The organism is Cronobacter muytjensii ATCC 51329 (assembly GCF_001277195.1).
GTDB classification, from domain to species: domain Bacteria; phylum Pseudomonadota; class Gammaproteobacteria; order Enterobacterales; family Enterobacteriaceae; genus Cronobacter; species Cronobacter muytjensii.
This window is the reverse complement of the sequence record NZ_CP012268.1, coordinates 2,205,772-2,231,445: the sequence shown is the minus strand read 5'-3', so window position 1 is coordinate 2,231,445 and position 25,674 is coordinate 2,205,772. Positions and strand designations below refer to the sequence as shown.

Sequence of the window (25,674 nt, the reverse complement as noted above, 5' to 3'; positions counted from 1 at the left end):
CTCTTTCGGCCCTTTTCCCCATCATGTTAATGAGTAAAAGGGCATGCACAGGGGGCAGTTCGTGCGTGGCATACCTTTGGCAGCAATACGCGGCCAGCCATCCGAATGACGGTACCTCAACGGGCGGAACCCGTGAAGAGCAGACCGCCCATCGCCTCTGAATAACCCACCAGACGCGTTAGCGAGTTTGTCGTCAGGACTGCCTTTGTTGCACAGCGCCATCCGCGCCGTTCGTCACCAGGCGAATGGCTTCAACGTATATCTGTCTTGTTCCATCCACAGTCTGTTCTTCAGAATCCCTGAGCTGTGCCAGTATATTATCTGTCTTTACAGGTATTCCTGACACTATCAAACGTGACACCGCCTTTCCTATCACTCTGTAAATAGCGTCCATGTTTTCGGGGTTTACGATGCCCATTCAGAACTCTCCTGCTAATTGGATCCGCTGCTATTGCCTGTACGGTTGGCTTGAGAACCGTCTCAACTGAGCAGAATCATACCGGGCACTACGGCAAAAGGTAACAGATTTTTGTGGACGCTTAATCGGGCAGCATCGACTGACAGGCGCTTATGATAACCCTGAGGCTTTTCTGCACGTGTAGGGCTTAAATGAAATTATAAGAGGATAAGCGCAGGGGCACGATGAAACCGCGCAAGGGGAGGGACAGCCATGAAAAAGAGACAACCTTTAATTAATTCAGTGATACGGGGATTTTGAAACGAATTAAAAGCACCAGCACTGGCCGGTGCTTTTAACCGGCTGCGGGAACGCAGATACAACATTAATTTTGACTGGCTGGGGTTTGTGCAGAGATAAATAAATGATTACAGGCGGGGCAGATGAGCGTTTTTTTCTTATTGACGCGGGCGGAGCTGTGTTCAGATTTTTCACTGCATTTAGGGCAGGTCACGCGGCTTAAGTAACTGTCTTGGGATTTTCTTTTATGAATAGCCATAAGTATCTTCTTTGATGTCAGGAGGGGGCACCTTACACACTTCCAGGCTCAATAGCCCGTAATTTCGCATTTTATTTGGCACATGCGCGTTTTTTATGCAGCGCTTACATTACGACGTTGCGCTTACGGGGCGAGGGTTCTGTTAACGGCAGGCATAAGCGTGATGACCATTCTGGTAGCTTAATTCGTCTTTGTTGATGCGGTAATCTGGGATAGAACGCGAATAAGAAAAGGAATAAAGGGATGAGCCACGGCTATCTGATCTGGCTTAAAAATACGTTTCGCTGGGGCTACCGGCTGACGATTAAGCAACTGGTGACGTTTATTCTTTACAGCGCACTGGTGTATTGCCTGCTGTCAGGAGCATGGTTTGCCCTGGTGCAGATAATAGCCCTGACACCGCTAACAGAGTATGTAACGGCGGATGAGGTGATGCTGACATCGTTTTCAGTCACACGCAGCATTCAGGCGCTGGTCGGCATTCCGGTGGTGCTGCACGTGCTTAAGTCGTTCATCTGGCTTTTTACCCGCGCGCCACACGGACAGAACGGTGATACGAGCTATTACACCGACACTACGCATCACCCCGTAAATAACCCTGCGCCTGGTAATTCCACGCCTGCGCATTTAAGCGCATCGCATCACCACAGCTATTCCGACAGTTGCAGTTCAGATAGCGGCTCCGACAGCGATTCAGGCAGTTGTAGCAATGATTAAAGATACAGCCCGGTATGAAGCCGGGCTGTGTTTTGCGGTAAGTAAGCTCTTAATGCAATAATGCCTGTCAGGCTTCATCATCGCCATAATAGAGCGTACCGATTTTGATAAGCGGGCGTCCCTGAGATTTACGGTGCAGGTTGGAGTCGCGTAGTGAATAGACGCAACCGCAATATTCTTGCTGATAAAAACGCTCGCGTTTGCTGATTTCAATCATGCGCGCGGAGCCGCCCTGTTTGCGCCAGTTATAATCCCAGTACACCATGCCCTCATAAGGGGCCGCGGCGCGATGCCCGCAGTCGTTAATTTGCTGCATGTTTTTCCAGCGGGAAATGCCGAGCGAACTGCTGATCACTTTAAAGGCATTCTCATGCGCATAAAGCGCGGTGCGCTCAAAGCGCATATCGAAGCACATGGTGCAGCGAACACCGCGCTCTGGCTCCCATTCCATGCCCCTGGCGCGCTCGAACCAGTTATCGGTATCGTAATCCGCGTCCACAAAAGGAATACCGTGTTGATCGGCAAAGCGCATATTTTCCTCTTTGCGCAGCAGATATTCCTTTTGGGGATGAATATTGGGGTTGTAGAAAAAGATAGTGTAATCGATACCTGAAGCGTGGAGCGCCTCCATGACTTCGCCCGAGCAAGGCGCGCAGCAGGAGTGCAGCAGCAGTTTTTGTTCCTGATTGGGTAGCGTCAGTGTGGGTCTGACAAACGCGTTCATCATTACCTCGTTCCGTGTTGTCCTGAGATAAACCTTAACAATATTTTATGCGCGACGCACGCATCACGCCGCGTTTGGACAATTTTACAACGCCTGACCGCATGTTGGAAAAAGCCAGGTAAAATAGCGGAGCCATAAGAAAATATATTCTCTTGTCAAAAATATCTCTGGGCCGCTGTGTTTAAATGTGTACGGATGATTTATTTATGCGCCGCGCTGGCAATTCGCTCAATAATGAACTAGCAAAAATAGTTGTCGCTTTTTAAATATATAGTTTTGTAAAAGACCGAGTATTGCTTGCTTAAAAAATCCGGGCATGCGTTAATGGACTCCTCGGTTTGATATGCAGAATCCGTGTGCAGTGGTCGCGATAAGTCCTCCGCTTCAGTTGTGCTCATTTCCAGACGTTATCCTTTGATATCTCTTTTCTTGAGTTTCCTCTTAAGCACTGAATATTTCTGTTCTTCAAACCATTTTCGCCGCAAGGCTCAAGTATAAAGGTAATAGTATGGCTAACAGAATCAGTGGTTCAGTGAAATGGTTTAACGCGGATAAAGGCTTTGGTTTTATCGCACCGGCAGACGGCAGCAAAGACGTGTTCGTTCACTTTTCCGCTATCCAGAGCGACAATTTTCGCACGCTGACCGAAGGTCAGCAGGTTGAATTCTCGGTTGAAAACGGCGCTAAAGGCCCGTCAGCCGTGAATGTGGTGGCGCTTTAAAGACGACATGATTGCTGCAGGGTTGCATTTCAGATGTCCTGCGTGTCATGGCTCGCAGTACCGTATTTCCCGTTTCGACGTGACCGATAAAAACCCACACGGCGCAAAATGTATATTTTGTAAAAACGTGATGCTGGTAGGGAATGCCGAACGTTATGACAGTTATGCGATGAGACATTCGGAAACGAATACGCATCGCTAATATCGCATTCTGTAAAAAAAGCCCGCTTGCGGGCTTTTTCTTTTGGCTTTTCAGGCGCTAAAGTCACCGGTTACTCTGACGGTGCAAGCAGTGCCAGGGGCGGCAATATTCATGTGACGCTATGATAAAGCCCTGGACGTGCGTCGTCATGGACGCAGAGCCTGCCAGAAGAGCGGGAAAGAAAAACGCGACGCCGGGGCGTCGCGCTAAAGCAGGAGAGGCAATCAGTGTTTGCGGGCTAATAGCTGCTCCACCACCGCGCGCGCGGCGGTGATTTTTTGCGCCCGCTCCGGATCGCTGTTGACGCCTGCTTCAAGGCTTGCGAAGTGGTGACGCGCGTTATCAACCACCCGTTCCTTCAGCACGGCGGGCACTTCTTCCAGCAATGACTGGAACAGAATCTCGTACGCCAGGATGCGCGTCTGAAGTTTTTCAATAATCTCGTCAATCGAGCCCGTCATTTGTACCTCTTCTGGTGAGTGCGTCGGCGCTAAGTTTCACTTTAGCCGCTCGGCAGAGCGTTGGCGAGGGGGGAGAGGCAGAAAAGCGTCCGGCATGCGCAGGCCAGGCTACACTTTTTCTGTCTCCCGTGGATTATGAGGATAGAAAAATGTCTGACCATCGCCATCCCGACAGACCGCTTGCGGATGATAATGAACATCACGGATTGCCGGAAGACGCGCCGGATACCATCAACCCGTGGGAAGAGGACGATCTGCCTGAAAAAGAGGAGCAGCACGGGCGGGAATCGCTGCGCGACGCATGGCGCAAGGCGCCCTGACACAGGTTTTTCCGACGCTTTTCCAGCGCCGCCTGCGGGCGGCTTTGTTATTTTTTGCGCCCGCTCTCCTTTTTTACATCCCGCCGACATTTTGTCGCTTTCTGTGCCCTCTATTTTTTCCAAAAGCTGCCGATAACGATTTAAAGCAAATTCAGGCGCCAGGCTTGCCTGAAACCAGGCACCAGCGTGTTGTCCCTTTCGCAGCATGAGCCACCACCCACGTACCTTTGAGGCAAATATGGATAACTTCCAGAAAGATATTGATGAGAGGGCGAATCTCGCTTTATCGAATAAATTCGAACTGCTGCTCTTCCGGCTGGGCTCTGCGAGCGACGAGGAAAAACCTGAGCTGTACGGTATTAACGTTTTTAAACTGCGCGAAATTGTGCCGATGCCGACCATTACCAAAGCGGCAGGTATGCAGGCGCCGCTGCTCGGCATGGCGAATATTCGCGGTCAGATCATTCCGGTGGTCGATCTTCCGGCGGTCACTGGCTGCAAACCCTCCACCGGGCTTAACCTGCTGCTGGTGACAGAATATGCGCGCAGTACTCAGGCCTTCGCGGTGGAGTCGGTAGAGAACATTATTCGCCTCGACTGGAGCCAGGTGCATACGGCGGAATCGGGCGTCAGTTCCCGTAATATCACCAGCATCGCGCGTCTCGACAGCGACAACCAGAGCAACGAACTGGCGCTGGTGCTTGATGTCGAACAGATCCTGTATGACATCATCCCGTCGGTGCGCGACGGCCAGCCAAACACGGTGGTCAAGGAGCGCAGCTTTAAACTCAAGCCGGGCGCGGTCGCCATTGTCGCAGAAGATTCCAAAGTGGCGCGCTCAATGCTGGAGCATGGTCTCAAGAGCATGGGCATTCCGGCCATCATGCACACGACGGGCCTTGAAGCCTGGGAAAAAATCAAGCTGATGGCGAAAGAGGCGCAGGCGGAAGGGCAGTCGATTACCGATAAAATCGCGATGGTACTGACTGACCTCGAAATGCCGGAGATGGACGGCTTTACCCTGACACGTAATATCAAAATGGACGCCACGCTGAAGAAAATTCCGGTTGTGATCCACTCGTCGCTCTCAGGCAGCGCTAACGAAGATCACGTGCGTAAAGTGGGCGCCGATGGCTACGTGGCGAAGTTTGAAATCAACGAACTCTCGTCGGCTATCGAGCGCGTGCTCGACAAAGCGGCAGGCTGACGGTCAGGCTCCGGCGCCGCCGGGGTCTGCATTTTTCAGACAGACGGTAAGCATACCGCGCCTGCGAAGGCTTTCTGGTCAGCTACACTTAATGTGTTAACTCTGATGGATACAGGAGGTCATCATGTTTTTTGGTTTCGGATACTTCGGTGAATCGCAAAAAGAGCAGGCTTTTCGCTTACAGGCTGAAGAGCAGGGGGGCGGCACGCCGGGCCCGGAAGGGGAAGTGACGCGCAAGCGTGACGACAGCGATGACGACGAAAAAGGGCCGTACCGCTCGGAAGATGACGCCAAATAAAAAAGCCGCCGCCAGGCGGTTTTTTAATGCGCGCAGCATTGCCGCCCGCACGGAGCGGCATACAAAGGCAGCCTGAAGGCCGCCTGAGCATTACTGCGCGTTCAGCTCGCGCCACTGCTCTGCCAGCGAATCCAGCAGCTCGTAACGCTTGCGGTATTCGGAGCGTTTTTTACTGGCGACCTCTTCCAGCGGTTTGCGCGCGGCCACAAGCGGCAGGGCGAAACAGCGCGCGCCGCGACGCTCGCCGCCAATCGATTCCCAGAACTCATCGTAACTGGCAAAAAAGTGCCGCCCTTTGCTAAAGCGGTAACGCAGCCCGCGGAAGACGTGGCCGTCGTTGCTCACCGCCTCGAAGTGGGTCATGCCGAACTGGCCTGTCATCAGCCACAGCACTTCCATCAAAAGACGTTTCGGGAAGACGCCGTAGCAGGCTTTGGTGGCATCGCGGATGGCGTCGTGCGGCACGCTGCGGCGCGGGCCCTGCAGGCCGCCGATGGCGATGCCGTAGCCCGTGGCGTCGCGCACAATACTAAACGTCAGGCTCGCCAGCAGCACGTCATCGCAGTGCAGCCACAGCGTGCTTTCGCCTTCGCGCTCGGCTTTGTGGGCCGAGGAAACGCTGATAACCACCTGTTTGTCTTTCGCCGCCAGCCGGAACAGCGGCTGCGGGCGCGTAGCGCAAAGCGCGTCTGCCAGACGCGGCGAAGCCTGCTCGCTCACGAACTGATAGTGATTGATGATAGCGCTGGCGCGCTCGCCGGCGCTTAATCCGAGACGCAGATAGTGACGATGAATTTTTCCCGGCAGCGTGTTCTGCACGCTCAGCAGTTGCTCAAAGCGCGGGTTCGTCGCCAGCGAATCCATAAAACGCAGCGTGGCGGGCAGATAAAGACAGCTGCGCAGCGCGAATTTGAGCCGATAGCTTTTTTTCGCCCATAACCCGCCGGGCATCAGCGCGCCGGTGGAGAGAGCTTTAATAAGATCCATGCCGCTACGCGAGGGTTCGGCAGCGTGAGAGGTGATGACCGACATAAGAAAAACCTGAGATACCGCGAATTGACGAAGTATATCGATACGGCGAAACGGCTTTCTAAACGGCACCTCAATGCGACGTCATCAGGCAAATTCCAGGGAGAGGGGCGCACAGAAGGAAAAAATACCCCGCCGATGCGAAGGAGAGCGGAAAGTACGACGATGAGTCGCGATACAGGCAGGGCAATTGCCGGTAGTGCGCTCAGGGAGCCGTGAGCCGCTCCTGCCGTGGGGTAAAGATGAGGCAAAAATGGCAGTTCTTCAGACAATCATGAGAACGACGGCAGCTTAACAAACAAGCGTGGCGGGATAATGAAGAAAATAAGGCGATTTGTACGGGCACCTGCCGATTTTTTGATTCAGAAATCTTTACATCGCGACATAAGAATGTTCTGATCTACACGTTTCATTTACTGTATTGCGAACGCGGAAAGACCCCATGCAACAACTCAAACCAGGCGCTCTCGCCATTATCATCGGCGCCCGTACCGCTGCCGGTCGGGGAAATATTGGTAAATCTGTTGAGCTTTTCAGCCTCTGCCAGCCTGGCGAGCGCTTTATCAACCCGGTGACCGGGTTTATGACCGAGCTGCCGACGGCCTGCGCCCGCCCGCTCTGGCTGGTGACCGGTAATGTCGTCGCCGCCGATGGCCAGACCGGCTTTGCGTTTGTGCGCGCTGAACACCTTATGCCGCTTGACGGCGAACTGCTGCCGCTCGAAGAGACGGCGCTGCTGCTCGACTGACGATTTAACGCCCGCCAGCCGTTATCTCCCGGAGCCACGCGGCAAGCACCTGTGCGTGGTTCTGCTGCCTGTCTTTTGCGCCGTACAACAACGTCAGCGTCCCGTTACGGGCGATGGCCGCGAGTCGTGCGCCTTCTTCCTGCTGCGCGGCTAACTCCTCACGGTAGCGCTCGCTGAAGTGCGCGAAGTCAATTACCTCGCCATGCAACGCTTTGCGAAGCGCGGTCGAGGGCGCGAGCGTTTTATTCCACTCATCCAGCGGCAGATCCGTTTTCTTAATGCCGCGTGGCCAGAGTCTGTCCACCAGCACCCGGTAGCCGTCCTGCGCGTCCGGCTCGTCGTAAACGCGTTTTAACGCAATCATCATTGCCTCCTGCATATGGTTATGACCGGAGGGATTATCTGCCTGCAACGGACGCCAGGCAAACGGCAAGACATCTTTGTCCGGGACGTCTCGCAAAAGAGCAGGCAACAGGTTCCCTGCTGATTTTGGGTGTTGTTCGCGGGCGCGCCTGTCGGTATGCTGATGTTCCTTATGTTATGCTCAATCCGTTCATGCATAAGGAAAACCTCATGGAAACCTCTCCGCTCTCATCCACACTCCGTATCGCCCTGGTCGGCGACTATAATGCCGAAACCGTCGCGCATCAGGCTATTCCGCTTGCGATTGACGACGCTGCCGCCGTGCTGGAACTCACTGCCGACTACGACTGGCTCCCGACCAAAGAGATCGCAAGCGCGGAAGATCTTGTCGGCTATGATGCCGTCTGGGTCGTGCCCGGCAGCCCTTACGACAATGAAGATGGCGCGTTTATCGCCATTCGTTACGCGCGTGAAAATGCGATCCCGTTTCTCGGCACCTGCGGCGGTTTTCAGCATGCGGTCATAGAATACGCCCGCAACGTGCTGGGCTGGGAAGACGCCAGCCACGGCGAAACGGCGCAGGGCGGCAGGCTGGTGATTTCGCCGCTCAGCTGTTCACTGGTGGAGCAGACCGGCGAGATTGAACTGCGCCCACATACGCTTATCGCGCGCGCTTACGGGCGAATGGAAATAGAAGAGGCGTATCGCTGTCGCTTCGGCGTATCACCGGAATTCGTTGAGGCGCTGAACGGCGACGCGCTGAAAGTCACCGGCTGGGATAACGACGGCGACGTGCGCGCCGTCGAACTCACCACCCATCCGTTCTTCGTGGCGACGCTGTTCCAGCATGAGCGCGGCGCGCTTGACGGGCGTCCGGTACCGCTGGTGCGTGAATTCCTGCGCGCTGCCCGTCGCTAATCATTAAGGCGCGCCGATTTCCCGTGCGCGTCCGGCGAACCCGCCCGCGATGGCCATAACCACCGCCAGCGCGGCGCACAGCAGCAGCGGCAGGCTCCAGCTCTGCGTCAGATCGTGGAGCCTGCCAATAACCGGCGGCCCGCACGCCGCCAGCAGATATCCCACCGATTGCGCCATGCCGGAGAGCGCCGCCGCCTGATGCGCTGAACTGGCGCGCAGGCCGATAAACGTCAGGCCGAGGATCATGGTCGCCCCCGAGCCGAACCCAAAAATCACTACCCAGCAGGCCGCCTGCCCAGGGAAAAGCCACAGCCCGATCGGGCTTAGCGCACAGAGCAGCGCCGTCAGTACGGCGATGGCGCGCTGATCCCGTAATTTTGCCAGCAACAGCGGCACCGCGATGCCCGGCACGGCGGTGGCGAGCTGCATCAGCCCGTGCAGCGAACCGGCCTGCGCCTCGCTATAACCGCGGCTTAGCAGAATCGACGGCAGCCAGCCGATGACGATGTAATAAATAAGCGAATTGACGCCGAGAAAGAGGGTGACCTGCCAGGCCAGAGCCGAGCGCCAGATGCCACGGTTATGCAGCGCCGCGCCGCCGACGGCATCGCCGCGCGCCGCGCGCAGCTGCGGCAGCCAGAGCAGCTGCGCGAGGAGCGGAAAGACCATGAGCGCCAGCAGCGCGCCGCGCCAGCCGCCGCTGAAGGCCGCTACCGGCACTACCAGCGCCGAGCCCGCCGCCGCCGCAAGCCCCATTGTCAGGGAATACGCGCCGGTGAGTTTCGCCACCTGGCCTGGAAAATCACGTTTGATCATGCCGGGCAGCAGGACGTTGCCAAAGGCAATGCCACAGCCGATAAGCGCGGTGCCGGTAAAGAGCGCCGCCGCGCCGCCCGACGAGCGCAGGGCAATACCGGCGCAGATAAAGAGCAGCGCGCCGCAGAGGCTGCGCTCCATACCGAAACGCCTCGCGCTCCCCGCCGCCAGCGGCGATACCAGCGCGAAGGCGAGCAGCGGCAACGTGGTTAACAGGCCGGTCGCGGCGGTGGAGAGGGTAAAGTCAAGGCGGATAGCGTCCAGCAGGGGAGCGGCGCCGGTAAAAGTGACGCGAAGCGTAGTGGCAATCATCAGAATGCCTGCCAGCAGCAGCCAGCCGCCGCGACGCGAAGAAGTCAGGTTAGTCATGGGTTCCTCATGGGCGCGCGGCGTGGGGATACCGCGCGAATACTGCGGATGAAAAGATCAAAAACAAAACGCACGGCTACTGGCGGCCAATCAGCAGCGACACCAGGCCCGCGGCGATAAGCGGCCCGACCGGCACGCCGCGAAAGAGCGCCACGCCGAGCACCGTGCCAACCAGCAGACCGGCCACAATCGACGGCTGGCTGCCCATCAGCGCCACGCCCTTGCCGCCAAGCCAGGAAACAAAAATGCCGACGGCGATAGCCACCAGCGATTTCCAGTTAAGAAAAGCATGAAACAGCGTGGAGGTGGGCAGGGTGCCGCTGGCGATGGGGGCCATCACGCTGATGGTCAGAATGATGATGCCAACGGTGACGCCCTGTTTTTCAACCCACGGAAACCAGGCGCTGAGCGGCGTCATCCGGATAACGATCAGTACAAGAACCGAGACCGTCACCGCCATGTTATGGCTGACAAATCCCAGACCGGCCAGCGCCAGCAGGATAAGCAGCGTAATATCGAACATCTTGAGTTCCTTGCCAAAAAGGGCCTGTCGGCCTGTCGTCATTATTTTGCAATCAAAAGCCGGTATCTGTGGAGCCTGCTTCCTGACAGGCGAGAGACCCGGAGAGACGATGAACGACTTGCTATCGCCCGACACACTCTGGTTAACCACCTTCTTTTTCGCCGTCGCCGCTACGCTGATTATTGCGGTGCGGTTTCTGGAGAAGCGCTGGTAGACGCCGCGCGGTGAAACGCAATCTGCGTGGGTTTCGCCAGGCGCAGATAGTCAGCGGTGTCCATGATAATCGATTTTTCAAGCAGACCGGCGTTAAAGGCGATCTCATCGTGACGCTCAAAGAGTAACGGGTCGGCGACGAGCCGGAGCGACGGGTGAAAACTGAACGGCGGGATAGCCCCGAAAACACAGCGGGTGAGTTCATCGACTTCCGCAGGGCTCGCAAGCGACGCTTTGGTGCCGCCAAGATGTTGCGCTAACTGCGTCAGGTCGGCCTGCAAATCGGCCCCGAGTACCGCCAGCACCACCTGTTTTACGCCGTTGCCTTTGATTTTGCATACCAGCGCTTTGGCCCCCTGGCTGAGTTGCGTGCCGCGAATTTCCGATACCGCCTCGCATTTGCCCATCGCCTCATGTTCCACCATGCGAAACCGCGCCTGGCCTGTGGTCAGTAAGTCCACCAGCATTTGATGAATATCCACGCCTTTCATTATCTCGCCTCGCTTATATTATGACGTTTCCACCATACTGGCGGCTCGCTTATTTTGCAATGCCAGTAAATATACACAAAATAAAATCCAGTAAAATAAAGGCCCTGGGATTATTACCTGAAAAAAAGGCGGCGTGTCGTTTGGCTTACTCTGGAATGCTGTATTAAGATCATAAGAGTGCCTTATGAAAGCGGTGGTCGTAATAGCGCGAATGAAAGTTCCCGCACGGCGGATAAATAATCGTGGCACCGGATGGGAGTAATAAATTTCGTCTTCGTGGTGCTGGTGGGAATATTCTCAGGCACGACATTTACGAAATGAGATACACACCAGTGCGCTCCGGCCGAACAATGTCATACTGCTTTCAGCAGGCGAACAGGTTTTAATGTAGTACTTTTTTCTGGTAACACTAACCCAAACCCGGAGGTTGTTATGGCAGAGCATCGTGGTGGTTCCGGCAATTTTGCCGAAGATCGTGAAAAAGCATCTGAAGCGGGTAAAAAAGGCGGACAGCAGAGCGGCGGGAATTTTAAAAATGACCCGGAGCGTGCGTCTGAAGCAGGTAAAAAAGGCGGCCAGAACAGCCACGGCGGCGGACGTAAATAATTCGCCTCGCTGAATTTATCTGTGATACAGCAGCCTCAGGGCTGCTGTTTTTATTTTGCCTGCATGCTCAGTAATAAGCGCAGCGCCTGGCTGTCCACGGGGCGTGAAAACCACCAGCCCTGCCCATAACAGCCCGGAAAATTATCCTGTAAATAATCGACCTGCAACCGCTGTTCGAGCCCTTCAAAGACAATCTGCTGTGGCATCGCTTTGAGCATCAGAATTAAATTTACCAGCAGGGTTTTATTCAGTGACGGCGTACCGATCGCATCGGTAATGCTTTTATCCACTTTTACTTCATCAATCGGCAGACGCGACAGCCAGGAGATAGTGGAATAACCAGTGCCGAAATCATCAAGCGCTATCAAAAAACCGTGCCGCTTAAAGAGTAATATCGCAGCTTCCATATGCGCAAGCGTGGCATTTTCCCGCTCGGTGATTTCGAGCATAATTCGGCTGGGTGGCAGGCCGATTTTTTGTGTCAGTTTAGTCAGGAAATCCAGATAATGATGAGAGAAAAGGTCGGCGAGGCTGATATTGATACTGAGCGTGAGGTCATACCGGTTTAATAACTCCGCCATTTCACCCACGGCCTGCGTCGTCACAAATTCTGTGATTTTTGCCATCAGCCCTTCTTTTTCCGCAAGTGGAATAAACAGATCCGGCGAAATAGCGTCCCCGTTATTATCATGCCAGCGCAGCAGCGCCTCCATGCCTTTCATCCGGCCGGTTTCTATTTCATAAATTGGCTGATAAACCACCCGCATCTCGCCGTTTTTTAAGGCATTTTCCAGCCGGGTCGGCAGCGATGTTTTTTTCCTGCGATAAAAGACGAGGCTTGTACAGATCAAAATGCCGAGCCCCAGGCCCAGCGCGGTAAGTAGCGCGAGGGTATACCAGCGCGCCTGCAATAATCCATAAGGATGTGTGCCAGCAATTACGCAGAGATCGTATTGGCGGTTGCACTGTTCGCGGGTAATAAAATACCAGGCGTAATGGGTGGTGGCATCCGCTTCGGTTAATAGCGCCTGGGTTGGGCCGAGGGTAAACCAGCGGTGATTATGCTGAGAATTGGTGATAACGGCGCTGTAATGCGCAGTCGCTGCGTCTTTTTCGAAGCGGGTAAAAATAAAAGGAGAAAATATCACCAGCAGATCGTTACGCCACCAGGCGCTGACGTTAATGCTATCGGTTAAGGGCAGATTTAATAACCAGCGAGCGCCGTTGCGGCCAACAAAACTTTCCGTTGCGGTCAACGGCTGCGCAATGGGGAGGCGCCCCCATAGCGCCGTACATAAAATCCCGCGCGCGCTGGTGCGACCGACGTCTTTTATCAGCTGATAATTCCATAGCAGCGTGCGCAGCGCATTAAGATCGGCTTCACTACAGGAGGGATAATGCGCCATTTTCGCTTCGCGGGCGGCAATATCATTTGCCTGTTGCAGGAGCGTTACGCTACGCTCCAGCACCGCCTGACTATAATCGTTGATGCGGCTTGCTTCTGTCCGCCAGTACATAATTTGCGCAGCGGCCAGAACGGCAAATAGACTGGCGAGAATTATTCCCGCCATTCCGGCATTTTTATTCAAGCCCAATGAGACCCTGTTAGACATGATTCACGGTGGTCCTGCGACGGCGCCGCGTCGTTCTTATTTAATGCCGCCCACTATAACTGATAGCGAACCGGCTGTAAGTAAATTCTGTAGGGTTATTAATAATGAGATGGTGCGTTACTAAATAGTATGGGCGAAAATGCACGTTTAATTAAGTGAGGCTGATATAAAAGTTTAGTGGCGCTTTAATTGCGGATAAGTAAAAAAGAAATAATGGGGCCGACAGCGTCGGCCCGCAAGTTAGCTCCAGCTTTCGCTGGCCTGCTTATGAAACAGCTCGCGGAATACGGGATAAATATCATCCTGATCGCGAATATGCTGCATAGCGAAATTCTCATAGGTCGCCTGCAAATCTTCATATTCACGCCACAGGGTCTGGTGAGCGCGGCGGGTGATTTCGATATAACTGTAATAACGCACCACCGGCAGAATTTTCTTGGCCAGAATTTCATGGCACAGGGGGGAATCATCCGCCCAGTTATCGCCATCGGACGCCTGTGCGGCATAAATATTCCACTGCGCCGGGTCGTAACGCGCTTTGACCACTTCATCCATCAGCTTCAGCGCGCTGGAAACAATCGTCCCGCCGGTCTCCTGTGAATAGAAAAACTCGTGCTCATTCACCTCTTTGGCCTGTGTGTGATGGCGGATATAGACCACATCGACGTTTTTATAGGTCCGGCTCAGGAACAGATAGAGCAGAATATAAAAGCGCTTGGCCATATCTTTGGTGGCCTGATCCATCGAGCCGGAGACGTCCATCAGGCAGAACATAACCGCCTGGCTTGAGGGCTCCGGGCGTTTCTCGAAGTTTTTATAACGCAGATCGAATGTGTCGATAAACGGCACGCGTTCAATTTTGGCGCGCAGTTCGGCTATCTCCCGGCGCAAACGCTCTTCTTCAAGCAGCTGCGCCGGTTCGCTTTTCAGCGCCTCATCAAGATTCGCCTCCAGCTCGCGCAGCGCCCGACGTTTGCCCGCAGTCATCGCGGTGCGGCGCGCCAGCGAGTTTTGCAGCGAGCGCACCACGCTGATGTTGGCGGGCACCCCGTTTGAGGTGTAACCGGAGCGATGGGTTTTATATTCGTTTAGCTGACGATGCTGGTTTTTTTTCAGATTCGGCAGGGCGAGATCTTCAAATAGCAGGTCGAGATATTCATCTTTGGAGATTTGAAAGACGAATTCATCCTGGCCTTCGCCGTCGGCGCTCGCCTGGCCCTGACCACTGCCGGAACCGCCGCCGCCGCCCTGCGGGCGCTCGATGCGATCGTTTTGCACGAAATGATCGTTGCCCGGATGGACGCGATGGCGCAGGCCGCCGCGCCCCTGATGAAACATCGGTTCACTGATATCGTCGTTAGGAATGGAAACGGACTCGCCGCTCTGGATGTCGGTCACCGAGCGCTTGTTGATGGCCTCGGAAATCGACTGCTTGATTTGTGCTTTGTAACGGCGCAAAAAGCGCTGGCGGTTTACCGTGCTCTTGTTTTTGCCGTTAAGACGTCGGTCTATGAACCAGGTCATATGCCCCCCGTACTGCATTTGCCAACTTTCTGTGCGCCTGTTTCGCCGCAGGTTGCGGCATACGGTTCGCTTCGTTGTAAGCCCGGCCGCGCGAACGCCGCCGGGCGATGGTGTTAAGACGATTTACGCACGCGCAGATACCATTCGCACAGCAGACGTACTTGCTTGCGGGTATAGCCTTTTTCCATCATGCGATCGACGAAATCATCGTGTTTCTTCTGCTCGTCCGTGGAGGTTTTGGCGTTAAAGGAGATAACGGGCAGCAACTCCTCAGTGTTCGAGAACATTTTCTTCTCGATAACCGTGCGCAGCTTCTCATAGCTGGTCCAGTTCGGATTACGACCATTATGGTTAGCACGGGCACGCAGCACGAAGTTGACGATTTCGTTACGGAAATCTTTCGGGTTGCTGATGCCTGCCGGTTTCTCAATTTTCTCAAGCTCCGCGTTGAGCGATTCGCGGTCGAAGAGCTGACCGGTATCCGGATCGCGATACTCCTGATCCTGGATCCAGAAATCCGCATAGGTAACGTAGCGGTCAAAGATGTTCTGACCATATTCGGAGTAGGACTCCAGATACGCCGTCTGGATCTCTTTGCCAATAAACTCGGCATATTTCGGGATCAGATAGCCTTTGAGAAATTCGAGATAGCGCTCCGCGCTCTCCTGCGGGAACTGCTCGCGCTCAATCTGCTGCTCCAGCACATAAAAGAGATGTACCGGGTTCGCCGCCACTTCGGTGTGATCGAAGTTAAAGACGCGCGAGAGGATCTTGAACGCGAAACGGGTCGACAGGCCATTCATGCCTTCGTCGACGCCCGCGTAGTCGCGATACTCCTGATACGATTTCGCTTTCGGGTCGGTATCTTTCAGGCTTTCGCCGTCATAGACGCGCATTTTCGAGTAAATGCTGGAGTTTTCCGGCTCTTTCAGGCGCGACAGTATCGAGAAGCGGGCCAGGGTTTCCAGCGTGCCGGGCGCGCAAGGGGCATGTGAAAGCTCACTGTGGTTAAGCAGTTTCTCGTAGATTTTAATCTCTTCCGAGATACGCAGGCAGTAAGGCACCTTGACGATATAAACACGGTCAAGAAACGCCTCGTTGTTTTTATTGTTGCGGAAAGTCACCCATTCCGATTCGTTGGAGTGCGCCAGAATAATACCGTTAAAGGGCAGGGCGGAGATGCCTTCCGTCCCGTTATAGTTCCCTTCCTGCGTCGCGGTGAGCAGCGGATGCAGCACTTTAATCGGCGCTTTGAACATCTCGACGAATTCCATTACGCCCTGGTTGGCGCGGCAGAGCGCACCGGAGTAGCCGTAGGCATCGGGATCGTTTTGGGCGTGATGCTCAAGCTTACGGATATCCACTTTACCGACCAGCGCTGAAATATCCTGATTGTTTTCATCGCCCGGCTCGGTTTTAGCGATAGCAATTTGCTCAAGAATGGACGGCCAGACTTTAACCACGCGGAATTTGGTGATGTCGCCGCCGAATTCATGCAGGCGTTTCGCGGCCCACGGCGACATAATGGTGCCGAGATAGCGACGCGGCACGTTGTATTCTTTTTCAAGGATCTGCGCGTCTTCCTGCGGGTTAAAGAGGCACAGAGGATGATCGTTGACCGGGCTGCGCTCGCCGTTGGCGCTAAGTACATAAATGGGCACGCGCTGCATCAGCGATTTCAGGCGCTCGGCCAGCGATGATTTACCGCCGCCTACCGGGCCCAGCAGATAGAGGATCTGTTTTTTCTCTTCCAGACCCTGCGCCGCATGTTTCAGATACGACACAATCTGCTCGATGGCCTCTTCCATGCCATAGAACTCCTCAAACGCCGGATACCGGGCGACCACCCGGTTCGAAAAGAGACGGGAAAGCCGTGGCTCCTGGGCAGTATCCACCATCACTGGCTCACCGATGGCCATCAATAGCCGTTCTGCCGCATTGGCATAAGCACTGCGATCCTGCCGGCAAACGGTAAGAAATTCCTGCAGTGTGAACTCTTCGTCCTTGGCAGCTTCATAGCGCTGGCGATAGTGATCGAATATATTCATGGCATGCCGTCCTTTCGTTTTTTAGCACAGGTTTAAGAGCCGTTCATATGAATAGTGGAGGCTCCCGGAAGACGTATTCTGAGTACAGCAACCCTAATGCCAACTGAAGCATTTATTGCGCGTTGCACTGTGCTACTGCGGTCAGGGTAATGCACCTTCTTAATTTTAAGCGTAGATGGCATTTGAAAATCTTGCATGCGGCTGTTTCAGGGAACCAGTGATTTATCAAGCACTCATCCCGTTGTTTCTGCTAAAGCATTTGCGTACAAGACGCGGATTCACCGCAAAGTCATAAAATTGCAAGGCCGCTGTAACGCGAAAATGCGAGGCTGCGCGATCGAATGATGTAAAGATGTGCGAAAAAATTTGGGGTGAAGAGTACGAGGCGGTTACACTTCGCGAGCTGATCATTTGACTAAAGGACTTGATGCATTGTGAGCACATTCAAATTTCTGGCACTGGGTGCCCTCATGGCTTCAGCCGCTACTCTCGCGCATGCAGAAGGAAAGCTGTCAGTTGGCGCAGGTGCAGGATGGGTGGTGAACCCGTATAAGCAGTATGACCGCGACGTTTACCCTCTGCCGGTTATCAATTATGAAGGCGATAACTTCTGGGTACGCGGCCTGGGCGCAGGTTATTACCTGTGGAACGACACCGCCGATAAGCTCTCCATTATGGCGTACTATTCGCCGGATCATTTCAAACCAGGCGACAGCGACAACCGTGCGTTACGTCGTCTGGACGAGCGTAAAGCGACGCTGATGGCGGGTTTGTCTTACGTGCATAACACCGAATACGGCTTCCTGCGCACCTCTCTTGCCGCCGACACGCTGGATAACAGCAACGGCATCGTCTGGGATCTCGGCTGGCTCTATCGCTACACCAACGGCGGCCTGACGCTTATTCCGGGTATCGGCGTGGAGTGGAGCAGTGAAAACCAGAACGATTACTACTACGGCGTGAGCGGCAAAGAGTCGCGCCGCAGCGGCCTGAACCGCTACGATGCGGACGACGGCTGGGCGCCGTATGCGGAGCTGACCGCCAGCTATCGTCTTTCTGACAGCTGGAGCGTGTACGGCAGCGGCCGTTACACCCATCTGAGCGACGAAGCGAAAGACAGCCCGATGGTGGACCGCTCCTGGTCTGCGCTGCTGTCTACCGGCGTAACCTATACGTTCTGATAACGCGGACAGGGATTCACGGGGCGCCATGTGCGCCCCTTTTTTATGGCGAAAGGGCGAACCGTTAAGCGCAACAAAGGCGGAAAAGGGCAAAAAAGGGCAGGGAGAACGCGTGAGCGCAAAAAAACGGCCCCGTTTACGGGGCCGTCGATGATCAGGCTTTCTTCACGACGCGCAGCGTCTGGGAGAGGCGCGAAGGTTTGTCCTCACGAGTCTGCTGCGGGGCAGTGACGCAGGCCGTTTCAACACACACAAAGGTTTTATAGCCGTCGTCCGGCATATCGCCCATGCTGACGGAGAGCGCCGGGCCCGGGTTCCAGCCCACCACATTGCTGTTATGGTGATGCACGACTTCAATCGTGCGGTTGAGCGCGCCGTCGTGGATCAGGCTGCATCCTTCCGGGTTCAGGTAGACGCGGTCGGTACGGTCCGGGAAGGTCTGCACGCCGTCTGTCAGCGACCCTTGCTCGCCGCCCTTGACTTTATCGAGGTAGGTATCGCCAAGGCCGCTGACTTTGACGTCAGCGATATCGCCTACATTGAAATAGGTGTGCAGCGCGGAGGTGGTTTCAAATTCGCCGTGCGCTTCCAGTTCCATTTCGCAGGTTTTGCCAAGTTTGTAGCGTGCATAGAGCGTGAAATCGTGCGGCCAGTACTGGCGGCTCGCTTCGCTGGCGTGCAGTTCAAACGTCAGCACCACGCCATTATCGTCTTCGTTATGAGCGCTTAACGTCCACGGCAGATTACGGGCGAAACCGTGAGAAGGCAGATCTTTTTGCGCAGACGGGCCGAACCACGGCCAGCAGATCGGCACGCCGCCACGCAGCGCGACGCCCTTTTTAAAAGGCGTATTGCCGCTCAGCCACAGCACGTCCTCTTCACCGGCGGGCTTCCAGCAGAGCAGATGCGCGCCCTGCAGCGCCACCGCGGCGCGTACCTGCGGATGGTCAACGACAACAATATCCAGCTCGTCATGCTGACGGCGGGAGAGATAAGGGGTTAACTGTTCAGACACCGGCAGGGCAAAAATCGTGTTAATCATTTCTGGCAATCCTCTGTCTTAAAAGCCAAATAAAAAGGGCGACCGAAGTCGCCCTTAAGATCAAAACCCATCTCACTTATTTGGAGATGTGAGCGATCAGGTCCAGAACTTTGTTGGAGTAGCCAGTTTCGTTGTCGTACCAGGAAACCAGTTTCACAAAGTTGTCGTTCAGTGCGATACCTGCTTTAGCATCGAACACGGAAGTGCAGACTTCGCCGTTGAAGTCGGTGGAAACCACGTCATCTTCGGTGTAGCCCAGAACGCCTTTCATTTCGCCTTCAGCGGCTTTCTTGATAGCGTCTTTGATCTGCTCGTAAGTTGCTGCTTTTTCCAGACGAACGGTCAGGTCAACAACAGATACGTTCGGGGTCGGAACGCGGAACGCCATACCAGTCAGTTTGCCGTTCAGTTCCGGCAGGACTTTACCTACTGCTTTAGCAGCACCGGTAGAGGATGGGATGATGTTCTGCGCTGCGCCGCGGCCGCCGCGCCAGTCTTTGTGAGACGGGCCGTCAACGGTTTTCTGGGTAGCGGTAGTCGCGTGAACGGTGGTCATCAGACCTTCGATGATGCCGAAGTTGTCGTTGATAACTTTCGCCAGCGGAGCCAGGCAGTTGGTGGTGCAGGAAGCGTTGGACACGATGTCCTGGCCTGCATATTTATCAAAGTTAGCGCCACGAACGAACATCGGGGTGTTGTCTTTGGACGGGCCAGTCAGAACAACTTTTTTCGCGCCAGCGGTGATGTGTTTACGTGCGGTTTCGTCGGTCAGGAAGATACCGGTTGCTTCAGCAACCACGTCCACGCCCACTTCGTCCCACTTCAGGTTAGCCGGGTCTTTTTCAGCGGTAACGCGGATTTTTTTACCGTTAACGATCAGATGACCGTCTTTAACTTCAACGGTACCGTCGAAACGACCGTGAGTAGAGTCATACTTCAGCATGTAGGCCATGTAGTCAGCGTCTAACAGGTCGTTAATTGCAACGATCTCGATGTCAGAACGTTTCTGAGCGGCACGGAAAACAATGCGACCGATACGGCCAAAACCGTTGATACCTACTTTGATAGTCATATATTCCACCAGCTATTTGTTAGTGAATAAAAGGTTGGCTGTAAAATTACAAAAACCTTACGCAGCGTCAAGCGGAATCGTGTCAATCATTGCGACAAATCAATCCTGTGGACAAGCTTTGCGCGTCTGACTTGCCTGATTTTCCTTTTGGGCTTACGTCCATATGGGGACGCTGCCAGGAATTTAAAAGGCCATTGAAAATAAAAGTGTGACGCGAGTCACGTTTGCCTCTCCGCTGCATTTTCAGTGCTAAGTTTAGACCAAAAGTGTACACGTCACTGTTAATGTTTTGTTAGAATATTGCAGGTAATGTAACTGCTTAAACCTCCCCGAGATGTCACCTTATGGCCAATCAAAACTCCCAGGACGATTTGAAAAACACCCTGACGGAAATGCAGTTCTACGTCACCCAGAATCACGGCACGGAACCGCCGTATACCGGGCGTCTGCTGCACAACAAACGTGATGGCGTCTACCACTGTCTGGTGTGCGATGCGCCGCTATTTAACTCACAAACCAAATATGACTCTGGCTGCGGCTGGCCGAGCTTTTACGAGCCGGTGAGTGAAGATTCAATCCGTTACCTCAATGACTACTCACACGGTATGCAGCGCATCGAAATCCGCTGTGGAAACTGTGACGCGCATCTGGGGCATGTTTTCCCTGACGGCCCGCAGCCGACCGGCGAACGCTATTGCGTTAATTCCGCCTCGCTCAGCTTTACCGATGACGATAACGGCGAGCAGATCAAAGGCTGAAGAATCGATTCAGCAAATTATTCCACTGGAGCGTGTTCTGATGAACCTTGAAGACCTGATTAGCAGCATGACGCCGGAAGTGTATGAGCGCCTGGCCACTGCGGTGGAGCTTGGAAAATGGCCGGACGGCGTGGCGTTAACCCCGGAGCAGAAAGAGAACAGCCTGCAGCTGGTGATGCTCTGGCAGATGCGCCATAACACCAATCCGCAGCACATGACTATCGGCACCGACGGTCAGCTGGTGATGAAAAGCAAGCAGCAACTCAAAGCGGAGTTCGGCATTCATTCACAGCCCATCGCGACGCTGAAACCCGAATAAGCTGAAGCGTGCTGAAGCCAAAAAAAGGCCTCGGATAATCCTGCGGCCTTTTTCTTTATGCGAGCCAGACGGTTTACGCCTGCGTTTCGCGCCAGTCGTCCAGCGTGAACAGTGTGGCACCGCTTGCCGCCATCTCCTGAAACGCCAGCATGCTGGCCTGCGCAGTCAGATTAACGCCGCGACAGCCGTCGGTAATGACGTTCACCGTATACCCGAGGCTCAACGCGTCCAGCACCGTATATTTCACGCAGTAGTCGGTCGCAAGGCCCATCACGATAAGCTCGTTCACATTGTGCTCGCGCAGCCATGCATCCAGCGGCGTTTTCTGACGATGCCCGTTATCGAAAAACGCGCTGTAGCTGTCAATCGTCGGATTCTCGCCTTTATAAAAACGCTGCACGATAGCCTTGTGATTCAGCAACGGGTGGAGCGCGGCGCCGTCGCTCTCCTGAATGCAGTGATCGGGCCACCAGGTCTGCGGCAGGCCGTCAAGCGTGCCTTGCGTGAACGGCTCGGCATGTTGCACCGAGGCGAAGCTGCCGTGTCTGGCCGGATGCCAGTCCTGGCTTGCCAGCACCGGCACGCCGCGTGGCTGGCACCACTCGATCATCGCATTGGCAATGTCTACCGTGCTGTCGCCTTCCGCGACCGCCAGCGCGCCGCCGGCGCAAAAATCGTTTTGCAGATCCACCAGCAGCAGAGCGCGTGAAGTCATGAAAACCTCCTTATTCGTCCGGGGTCAGTTCGCCGCGCAGGTTACGCATCATCGCGTCGCGGATAGCCTGCGGCTCCAGCCCCTGGCTTAACAGATAATGCAGTTTCGTCAGCGTCGCCTCGACGGTCATGTCGAACCCGCTGATAACGCCCGCGTGCGCCAGCGCGTTGCCCGTGGCATAGCCGCCCATATTCACTTTGCCGGACATACACTGCGTCAGGTTCACCACCACAATCCCACGCGAGCACGCCGCCTGAAGCTCCTGAAGGAATTCGCCATTTTGCGGCGCGTTGCCCACGCCGTAGGAGCGCAGGATAAGCGCCCGCACCGGCTGGCGCAGGAAGTTGCGCACCACGTCGGCGGAGATGCCCGGATAAATCGTCACCACGCCGATAGGCTGCGGCGTAATCGGATGGACGCGCAGCTCGCCGTGGCCGTGCGGCGCGGGCGGCGTATTCAGCCGGCGAATATGAATGCCCGCTTCGAGCAGCGGCGGCAGGTTAGGGGAGGCAAACGCGTCGAAGCCGTCAGCGTGCGCTTTTGTCGTGCGGTTGCCGCGATAGAGCCGGTTATTGAAGAATAGCGTCACTTCGCTGACAGGGTAGTTCGCCGCCACGTAGAGCGAGTTCAGCAGGTTTATCTGACCGTCAGAACGCAGCTCCGCCAGCGGGATCTGCGAGCCGGTGACGATAACCGGCTTGCTCAGGTTTTCCAGCATAAAAGAAAGCGCCGACGCGGTGAAGGCCATGGTGTCGGTGCCATGCAGGATCACGAAGCCGTCATACTCATCGTAATGCGCCTTGATATCCTCAGCGATATGTAGCCAGTCCTGCGGCGTCATATCAGAGGAGTCCATCAGGGGCGCATATTCATGGATAGTGAAATCCGGCATTTCGGGGCGGTGGAATTCCGGCATTTGCGCGAGCTGCTGCTGGAGATGACCGGAAACCGGGATATAGCCGTGTTCGGAGCGTTGCATACCGATGGTGCCGCCGGTATAGGCAACGTAGATCGATTTCTTTTGCATAGGATAGCTTTCGTTGTGCATAAACCCGCGCAGTATAGAGGTGCGGCGGAAAAAAATCAGCCCGGCATTGGCCGGGCTGTGACAGAGACACGCAGGCGCGTTAGCGCACGTCGCCGCAGGTGAGGCAGAAGGCGTAACGGTTTTGCGGATCGTTAAAGGCGGCCAGCTTGTCACCTTCTTTTTTCGCCGCCAGCGCCGCGTCTGCCACCGGCGCAGGGAGCCACGCCTGTAACGCCTGCGGCAGCATCGCGTGCACCGAGCCGGTCAGGTTCGCCAGCACCATATCCATAAAGCCAGGCTCATCCTGATAAAAATCAAGGTGCCAGGTTTTCAGCTTCGCAAGCTCTGCGGCTTTTTTCACCGCGTCGTCAAAGTCGCCAAGGCTGTCCACCAGGCCGTTTTGCTTCGCGTCTTCGCCCGTCCAGACGTGGCCCTGAGCAATCTGGTCAATCTGTTGCGGGGTCTTGTTACGCGACTGCGCCACCAGGCCGATAAAGCGCTGATAGCCATTCTCGATGGTTATCTGCATCAGCTTCTGCACTTCCGGCGGCAGCGCTTTGGTCACGGCGACATCCGCGAGCGGCGAGGTCGCCACGCCGTCCGTATGTACGCCTATCGCGTCCAGGCTGTTTTCCATGGTGTTGATAACACCAAAGATGCCGATGGAGCCGGTAAGTGTGCTTGGGTTCGCCACGATGTAGCTTGCAGGCGTGGAGATCCAGTAGCCGCCCGAGGCCGCCATCCCGCCCATCGAAACCACAACCGGTTTACCGGCTTCTTTGGCTGCCGCCAGCTCCTGACGGATGGTTTCAGAAGCGGTCACGCTGCCGCCAGGGCTGTTCACCCGCAGCACAATGGCTTTCACTTTCGGATCAAGACGTGCGTCGCGGATCTGCGCGGCGGTTGTGTCGCCGCCGACGTTCCCCGGCGTCTCTTCGCCATCCATGATAGCGCCGTTCGCGAACACCACGGCGATGCTCTCGCCCTCCCCGGACGGCTTATTCACCGGGTAGTCGTAAATGCTGACGCCGCGGAAATCTTTATCCTTGTCGCTCCAGCCGAACTGTTTCACCAGCGCTTTGTCGATAGCGGCGCTGCTTGCCAGCTCATCCACCAGCTTATTGTCGAGCGCGTACTTCGCCGTATCGCCGCCCGCCGCTTCAAGCCCTGCGATCATCGCCTGCGCGCCAGGGAAGATCTGGCTTGCCGGTACCTGGCGGTTAGCCGCGAGCGTGCCGAGGTAGTTTTGCCACAGCTCGCCAATCCAGCGGCTATCCGCCTCGCGGGCTTCCGGCGACATATCGTCGCGGATAAACGGCTCGACGGCCGATTTATAGGTGCCGACGCGGAACACATGGGTGGTCACTTTCAGCTTGTCGAGTAGCGACTTGTAGTAGAGGCCATTAGTGGCGAAACCGTGCAGATCGACCGTGCCCTGCGGCGAGAGCCAAATCTTGTTGGCGAAGCTCGCGAGATAATACTGGCTCTGGCTGTAGCTTTCGCCGATGGCGTACACCGGTTTGCCGGCGTCGCGGAATTCGCGCAGCGCCTTACCGATATACTGCATCGACGGCTGATCGGCACCCGCGAAATCCTTCAGATCCAGCACGATGCCGGTAATATTGCGGTCATCTTTCGCCTGGCGAATCGCGTTGACGATATCAAACAGCGAATTTTCCTGTAAGCGATCGGAGCTTGCGCCGAAAAGCTGACGGCCCAGCGCGCCCAGCTTGTTATTAACCGACGGTTTATCCACTACCACGCCGCTGATATCGAGCAGCAGCGCGCCGCGCCCCGGCTCCGACGGGCCGCTGTTGAACTGCATCCAGACGCCGACGCCCACCAGCACCAGCACGAGAAACAGCAGATTCATCACCAGCTCTCTGATGAAGTTGAGCAGGCGCCAGGTCCACTTAAAGAATCCGGCAATAATTCGCCAAAGGGTACGCATTTACTCTCCCTAATCCGTGAATAACGGGGAACCCCGTAACCTCCCGCTACAGGCGGGACGCCGACAAAGTGTAAATACCCCGCGCGGCCTTGTCAGCAGGAAACGCCGGCAGGGTGTAACAAAACATACCGCTGTGTTAATTTTATGATTAAAAATCATCACAGGAGAGTTGAGATGGATGCAATAGATATGCTGGTCAACCGCCGCAGCGCCTCACGTCTCGCCGAGCCGGCGCCGACGGGCGACGCGCTGGAAAACATTCTGCGCGCGGGCCTGCGCGCGCCGGATCACGGCACGTTGCAGCCGTGGCGCTTCTTTATCATCGAAGGGGAAGGGCGCGAGCGCTTCAGCGCATTGCTGGAAAACGCCGCCACCGCCGACGGTCAGGATGAAAAGGCCATTGACAAAGCGCGCAACGCGCCGTTTCGCGCGCCTCTCATTATCACCGTCGTCGCCCACTGCGAGGAGCACCACAAAGTGCCGCGCTGGGAGCAGGTGGTCAGCGCCGGTTGCGCCGTCATGGCGATGCAGATGGCGGCGCTCGCCCAGGGCTTTAACGGCATCTGGCGCAGCGGCCCGTTCACCGACAACCCACTGGTGCGCGAGGCGTTCGACTGCCGCGAGCAGGATCAAATCGTCGGTTTCCTCTACCTCGGCACGCCGCAACTGAAAGCGTCCACCACCATTAACCTGCCCGACACCGCCCCCTTCGTGCGTTATTTCTGAAGCCCGCGCGCAAAAC

The 25,674-nt window shown here is 55.5% G+C and carries 30 protein-coding genes; 13 read left to right on the top strand and 17 right to left on the bottom strand.

The window, feature by feature from the left end; all coding sequences use genetic code 11:
* Nucleotides 1-193: 193 nt before the first annotated feature.
* Together AFK63_RS10325 and AFK63_RS21500 are read right to left on the bottom strand one after the other, a co-directional pair.
* Nucleotides 194-418, bottom strand: coding sequence for a hypothetical protein (locus AFK63_RS10325; RefSeq protein ID WP_038863447.1), 225 nt, complete (start codon nt 416-418; stop codon nt 194-196).
* Nucleotides 419-782: 364 nt separating this feature from the next.
* Nucleotides 783-956 (bottom strand): YnfU family zinc-binding protein, encoded by a 174-nt coding sequence (locus AFK63_RS21500; protein WP_165688847.1) that lies wholly within the window; start codon nt 954-956, stop codon nt 783-785.
* A gap of 243 nt (nt 957-1,199) precedes the next feature.
* On the opposite strand from AFK63_RS21500, the gene AFK63_RS10320 reads away from it, so the two are divergent.
* Nucleotides 1,200-1,673, top strand: coding sequence for a hypothetical protein (locus AFK63_RS10320; RefSeq protein WP_038863445.1), 474 nt, complete (start codon nt 1,200-1,202; stop codon nt 1,671-1,673).
* Nucleotides 1,674-1,740: 67 nt separating this feature from the next.
* Here the strand turns inward: AFK63_RS10320 and AFK63_RS10315 are convergent, their stop codons facing one another.
* The gene (locus tag AFK63_RS10315; RefSeq protein ID WP_038863719.1) at nt 1,741-2,397 is read right to left on the bottom strand and encodes an epoxyqueuosine reductase QueH; all 657 of its coding nucleotides are present in this window, start codon (nt 2,395-2,397) and stop codon (nt 1,741-1,743) included.
* 508 nt (nt 2,398-2,905) lie between these two features.
* Between AFK63_RS10315 and cspE the strand changes: the two genes are divergently transcribed.
* Together cspE and ymcF are read left to right on the top strand one after the other, a co-directional pair.
* A complete protein-coding gene (gene cspE / locus AFK63_RS10310; RefSeq protein ID WP_038863444.1) occupies nt 2,906-3,118 on the top strand; it encodes a transcription antiterminator/RNA stability regulator CspE in 213 nt (70 codons plus the stop codon).
* Complete coding sequence (gene ymcF / locus AFK63_RS20440) at nt 3,102-3,320, top strand: cold shock small protein YmcF (protein WP_071603690.1); 219 nt, start codon at nt 3,102-3,104, stop codon at nt 3,318-3,320. The genes cspE and ymcF overlap by 17 nt, the downstream gene beginning before the upstream one ends.
* A gap of 224 nt (nt 3,321-3,544) precedes the next feature.
* Here ymcF and AFK63_RS10305 read toward each other — a convergent pair whose 3' ends face one another.
* Nucleotides 3,545-3,781, bottom strand: a complete 237-nt coding sequence (locus tag AFK63_RS10305) for a hypothetical protein (protein WP_038863442.1) — start codon at nt 3,779-3,781, stop codon at nt 3,545-3,547.
* 149 nt (nt 3,782-3,930) lie between these two features.
* Between AFK63_RS10305 and AFK63_RS21495 the strand changes: the two genes are divergently transcribed.
* The 3 genes from AFK63_RS21495 (at nt 3,931) to AFK63_RS21490 (ending at nt 5,606) form a co-directional block, all read left to right on the top strand.
* The gene (locus AFK63_RS21495) at nt 3,931-4,101 is read left to right on the top strand and encodes a hypothetical protein (RefSeq protein ID WP_167341521.1); all 171 of its coding nucleotides are present in this window, start codon (nt 3,931-3,933) and stop codon (nt 4,099-4,101) included.
* A gap of 238 nt (nt 4,102-4,339) precedes the next feature.
* Nucleotides 4,340-5,308 (top strand): chemotaxis protein, encoded by a 969-nt coding sequence (locus AFK63_RS10300; protein WP_038863440.1) that lies wholly within the window; start codon nt 4,340-4,342, stop codon nt 5,306-5,308.
* Between the two features lie 124 nt (nt 5,309-5,432).
* Nucleotides 5,433-5,606 (top strand): hypothetical protein, encoded by a 174-nt coding sequence (locus tag AFK63_RS21490; protein ID WP_007670864.1) that lies wholly within the window; start codon nt 5,433-5,435, stop codon nt 5,604-5,606.
* Nucleotides 5,607-5,696: 90 nt separating this feature from the next.
* On the opposite strand, the gene AFK63_RS10295 is transcribed toward AFK63_RS21490, so the two are convergent.
* The gene (locus AFK63_RS10295; protein WP_038863439.1) at nt 5,697-6,638 is read right to left on the bottom strand and encodes a VirK/YbjX family protein; all 942 of its coding nucleotides are present in this window, start codon (nt 6,636-6,638) and stop codon (nt 5,697-5,699) included.
* A 439-nt stretch (nt 6,639-7,077) separates the two neighbouring features.
* Between AFK63_RS10295 and AFK63_RS10290 the strand changes: the two genes are divergently transcribed.
* Nucleotides 7,078-7,383, top strand: coding sequence for a hypothetical protein (locus tag AFK63_RS10290; RefSeq protein WP_038863436.1), 306 nt, complete (start codon nt 7,078-7,080; stop codon nt 7,381-7,383).
* A 4-nt stretch (nt 7,384-7,387) separates the two neighbouring features.
* Here the strand turns inward: AFK63_RS10290 and AFK63_RS10285 are convergent, their stop codons facing one another.
* Nucleotides 7,388-7,747, bottom strand: coding sequence for a DUF488 domain-containing protein (locus AFK63_RS10285; protein ID WP_038863435.1), 360 nt, complete (start codon nt 7,745-7,747; stop codon nt 7,388-7,390).
* A 209-nt stretch (nt 7,748-7,956) separates the two neighbouring features.
* Between AFK63_RS10285 and AFK63_RS10280 the strand changes: the two genes are divergently transcribed.
* Nucleotides 7,957-8,664, top strand: coding sequence for a CTP synthase C-terminal region-related (seleno)protein (locus tag AFK63_RS10280; protein ID WP_038863433.1), 708 nt, complete (start codon nt 7,957-7,959; stop codon nt 8,662-8,664).
* 3 nt (nt 8,665-8,667) lie between these two features.
* Here AFK63_RS10280 and AFK63_RS10275 read toward each other — a convergent pair whose 3' ends face one another.
* The 3 genes from AFK63_RS10275 to AFK63_RS10265 form a co-directional block, all read right to left on the bottom strand.
* Entirely contained in the window at nt 8,668-9,849 is a 1,182-nt protein-coding gene (locus AFK63_RS10275; protein WP_038863431.1) for a CynX/NimT family MFS transporter, read from the bottom strand.
* Between the two features lie 76 nt (nt 9,850-9,925).
* Nucleotides 9,926-10,372: a DUF441 domain-containing protein gene (locus AFK63_RS10270; protein WP_007747682.1), complete on the bottom strand. Its 447-nt coding sequence runs from the start codon at nt 10,370-10,372 to the stop codon at nt 9,926-9,928.
* A 179-nt stretch (nt 10,373-10,551) separates the two neighbouring features.
* Nucleotides 10,552-11,076 (bottom strand): YbaK/prolyl-tRNA synthetase associated domain-containing protein, encoded by a 525-nt coding sequence (locus tag AFK63_RS10265; protein WP_038863430.1) that lies wholly within the window; start codon nt 11,074-11,076, stop codon nt 10,552-10,554.
* Between the two features lie 432 nt (nt 11,077-11,508).
* Between AFK63_RS10265 and AFK63_RS20435 the strand changes: the two genes are divergently transcribed.
* The gene (locus AFK63_RS20435; RefSeq protein WP_071603689.1) at nt 11,509-11,682 is read left to right on the top strand and encodes a con-10 family general stress protein; all 174 of its coding nucleotides are present in this window, start codon (nt 11,509-11,511) and stop codon (nt 11,680-11,682) included.
* A gap of 50 nt (nt 11,683-11,732) precedes the next feature.
* On the opposite strand, the gene AFK63_RS10260 is transcribed toward AFK63_RS20435, so the two are convergent.
* From AFK63_RS10260 to yeaG, 3 genes are all read right to left on the bottom strand, one after another.
* The gene (locus AFK63_RS10260; RefSeq protein ID WP_038863428.1) at nt 11,733-13,253 is read right to left on the bottom strand and encodes an EAL domain-containing protein; all 1,521 of its coding nucleotides are present in this window, start codon (nt 13,251-13,253) and stop codon (nt 11,733-11,735) included.
* Between the two features lie 282 nt (nt 13,254-13,535).
* Nucleotides 13,536-14,819 carry a YeaH/YhbH family protein gene (locus AFK63_RS10255; RefSeq protein ID WP_038863718.1) on the bottom strand — a complete coding sequence of 428 codons (1,284 nt, stop codon included), beginning with the start codon at nt 14,817-14,819 and terminating at the stop codon, nt 13,536-13,538.
* Nucleotides 14,820-14,932: 113 nt separating this feature from the next.
* The gene (yeaG, locus tag AFK63_RS10250; protein WP_038863426.1) at nt 14,933-16,867 is read right to left on the bottom strand and encodes a protein kinase YeaG; all 1,935 of its coding nucleotides are present in this window, start codon (nt 16,865-16,867) and stop codon (nt 14,933-14,935) included.
* Between the two features lie 470 nt (nt 16,868-17,337).
* Here yeaG and AFK63_RS10245 point away from each other — a divergent pair, with 470 nt between their 5' ends.
* Entirely contained in the window at nt 17,338-18,048 is a 711-nt protein-coding gene (locus tag AFK63_RS10245; protein ID WP_202624691.1) for a MipA/OmpV family protein, read from the top strand.
* Between the two features lie 154 nt (nt 18,049-18,202).
* Here AFK63_RS10245 and AFK63_RS10240 read toward each other — a convergent pair whose 3' ends face one another.
* Nucleotides 18,203-19,090 (bottom strand): D-hexose-6-phosphate mutarotase, encoded by an 888-nt coding sequence (locus AFK63_RS10240; protein WP_038863422.1) that lies wholly within the window; start codon nt 19,088-19,090, stop codon nt 18,203-18,205.
* A 76-nt stretch (nt 19,091-19,166) separates the two neighbouring features.
* A complete protein-coding gene (gene gapA, locus AFK63_RS10235; protein WP_004386625.1) occupies nt 19,167-20,162 on the bottom strand; it encodes a glyceraldehyde-3-phosphate dehydrogenase in 996 nt (331 codons plus the stop codon).
* Nucleotides 20,163-20,506: 344 nt separating this feature from the next.
* On the opposite strand from gapA, the gene msrB reads away from it, so the two are divergent.
* The gene (gene msrB / locus AFK63_RS10230) at nt 20,507-20,920 is read left to right on the top strand and encodes a peptide-methionine (R)-S-oxide reductase MsrB (RefSeq protein ID WP_038863419.1); all 414 of its coding nucleotides are present in this window, start codon (nt 20,507-20,509) and stop codon (nt 20,918-20,920) included.
* 40 nt (nt 20,921-20,960) lie between these two features.
* A complete protein-coding gene (locus tag AFK63_RS10225; RefSeq protein WP_038863418.1) occupies nt 20,961-21,239 on the top strand; it encodes a YeaC family protein in 279 nt (92 codons plus the stop codon).
* Between the two features lie 73 nt (nt 21,240-21,312).
* Here the strand turns inward: AFK63_RS10225 and pncA are convergent, their stop codons facing one another.
* From pncA to sppA, 3 genes are all read right to left on the bottom strand, one after another.
* Nucleotides 21,313-21,954: a bifunctional nicotinamidase/pyrazinamidase gene (gene pncA / locus AFK63_RS10220; protein ID WP_038863415.1), complete on the bottom strand. Its 642-nt coding sequence runs from the start codon at nt 21,952-21,954 to the stop codon at nt 21,313-21,315.
* A gap of 10 nt (nt 21,955-21,964) precedes the next feature.
* Entirely contained in the window at nt 21,965-22,981 is a 1,017-nt protein-coding gene (gene ansA, locus AFK63_RS10215) for an asparaginase (protein ID WP_038863716.1), read from the bottom strand.
* Between the two features lie 100 nt (nt 22,982-23,081).
* Nucleotides 23,082-24,932: a signal peptide peptidase SppA gene (gene sppA / locus AFK63_RS10210; RefSeq protein ID WP_038863414.1), complete on the bottom strand. Its 1,851-nt coding sequence runs from the start codon at nt 24,930-24,932 to the stop codon at nt 23,082-23,084.
* Between the two features lie 174 nt (nt 24,933-25,106).
* Here sppA and AFK63_RS10205 point away from each other — a divergent pair, with 174 nt between their 5' ends.
* Entirely contained in the window at nt 25,107-25,658 is a 552-nt protein-coding gene (locus AFK63_RS10205) for an NAD(P)H nitroreductase (RefSeq protein ID WP_038863412.1), read from the top strand.
* The last annotated feature ends 16 nt before the right edge of the window (nt 25,659-25,674 follow it).

Bases quoted from the DNA above. Each gene is read 5' to 3' on its own strand.
- AFK63_RS10325 (WP_038863447.1), bottom strand. From the start codon at position 418: ATGGGCATCGTAAACCCCGAAAACATGGACGCTATTTACAGAGTGATA.
- AFK63_RS21500 (WP_165688847.1), bottom strand. From the start codon at position 956: ATGGCTATTCATAAAAGAAAATCCCAAGACAGTTACTTAAGCCGCGTG.
- AFK63_RS10320 (WP_038863445.1), top strand. From the start codon at position 1,200: ATGAGCCACGGCTATCTGATCTGGCTTAAAAATACGTTTCGCTGGGGC.
- AFK63_RS10315 (WP_038863719.1), bottom strand. From the start codon at position 2,397: ATGAACGCGTTTGTCAGACCCACACTGACGCTACCCAATCAGGAACAA.
- cspE (WP_038863444.1), top strand. From the start codon at position 2,906: ATGGCTAACAGAATCAGTGGTTCAGTGAAATGGTTTAACGCGGATAAA.
- ymcF (WP_071603690.1), top strand. From the start codon at position 3,102: ATGTGGTGGCGCTTTAAAGACGACATGATTGCTGCAGGGTTGCATTTC.
- AFK63_RS10305 (WP_038863442.1), bottom strand. From the start codon at position 3,781: ATGACGGGCTCGATTGACGAGATTATTGAAAAACTTCAGACGCGCATC.
- AFK63_RS21495 (WP_167341521.1), top strand. From the start codon at position 3,931: ATGTCTGACCATCGCCATCCCGACAGACCGCTTGCGGATGATAATGAA.
- AFK63_RS10300 (WP_038863440.1), top strand. From the start codon at position 4,340: ATGGATAACTTCCAGAAAGATATTGATGAGAGGGCGAATCTCGCTTTA.
- AFK63_RS21490 (WP_007670864.1), top strand. From the start codon at position 5,433: ATGTTTTTTGGTTTCGGATACTTCGGTGAATCGCAAAAAGAGCAGGCT.
- AFK63_RS10295 (WP_038863439.1), bottom strand. From the start codon at position 6,638: ATGTCGGTCATCACCTCTCACGCTGCCGAACCCTCGCGTAGCGGCATG.
- AFK63_RS10290 (WP_038863436.1), top strand. From the start codon at position 7,078: ATGCAACAACTCAAACCAGGCGCTCTCGCCATTATCATCGGCGCCCGT.
- AFK63_RS10285 (WP_038863435.1), bottom strand. From the start codon at position 7,747: ATGATTGCGTTAAAACGCGTTTACGACGAGCCGGACGCGCAGGACGGC.
- AFK63_RS10280 (WP_038863433.1), top strand. From the start codon at position 7,957: ATGGAAACCTCTCCGCTCTCATCCACACTCCGTATCGCCCTGGTCGGC.
- AFK63_RS10275 (WP_038863431.1), bottom strand. From the start codon at position 9,849: ATGACTAACCTGACTTCTTCGCGTCGCGGCGGCTGGCTGCTGCTGGCA.
- AFK63_RS10270 (WP_007747682.1), bottom strand. From the start codon at position 10,372: ATGTTCGATATTACGCTGCTTATCCTGCTGGCGCTGGCCGGTCTGGGA.
- AFK63_RS10265 (WP_038863430.1), bottom strand. From the start codon at position 11,076: ATGAAAGGCGTGGATATTCATCAAATGCTGGTGGACTTACTGACCACA.
- AFK63_RS20435 (WP_071603689.1), top strand. From the start codon at position 11,509: ATGGCAGAGCATCGTGGTGGTTCCGGCAATTTTGCCGAAGATCGTGAA.
- AFK63_RS10260 (WP_038863428.1), bottom strand. From the start codon at position 13,253: ATGGCGGGAATAATTCTCGCCAGTCTATTTGCCGTTCTGGCCGCTGCG.
- AFK63_RS10255 (WP_038863718.1), bottom strand. From the start codon at position 14,819: ATGACCTGGTTCATAGACCGACGTCTTAACGGCAAAAACAAGAGCACG.
- yeaG (WP_038863426.1), bottom strand. From the start codon at position 16,867: ATGAATATATTCGATCACTATCGCCAGCGCTATGAAGCTGCCAAGGAC.
- AFK63_RS10245 (WP_202624691.1), top strand. From the start codon at position 17,338: ATGGCTTCAGCCGCTACTCTCGCGCATGCAGAAGGAAAGCTGTCAGTT.
- AFK63_RS10240 (WP_038863422.1), bottom strand. From the start codon at position 19,090: ATGATTAACACGATTTTTGCCCTGCCGGTGTCTGAACAGTTAACCCCT.
- gapA (WP_004386625.1), bottom strand. From the start codon at position 20,162: ATGACTATCAAAGTAGGTATCAACGGTTTTGGCCGTATCGGTCGCATT.
- msrB (WP_038863419.1), top strand. From the start codon at position 20,507: ATGGCCAATCAAAACTCCCAGGACGATTTGAAAAACACCCTGACGGAA.
- AFK63_RS10225 (WP_038863418.1), top strand. From the start codon at position 20,961: ATGAACCTTGAAGACCTGATTAGCAGCATGACGCCGGAAGTGTATGAG.
- pncA (WP_038863415.1), bottom strand. From the start codon at position 21,954: ATGACTTCACGCGCTCTGCTGCTGGTGGATCTGCAAAACGATTTTTGC.
- ansA (WP_038863716.1), bottom strand. From the start codon at position 22,981: ATGCAAAAGAAATCGATCTACGTTGCCTATACCGGCGGCACCATCGGT.
- sppA (WP_038863414.1), bottom strand. From the start codon at position 24,932: ATGCGTACCCTTTGGCGAATTATTGCCGGATTCTTTAAGTGGACCTGG.
- AFK63_RS10205 (WP_038863412.1), top strand. From the start codon at position 25,107: ATGGATGCAATAGATATGCTGGTCAACCGCCGCAGCGCCTCACGTCTC.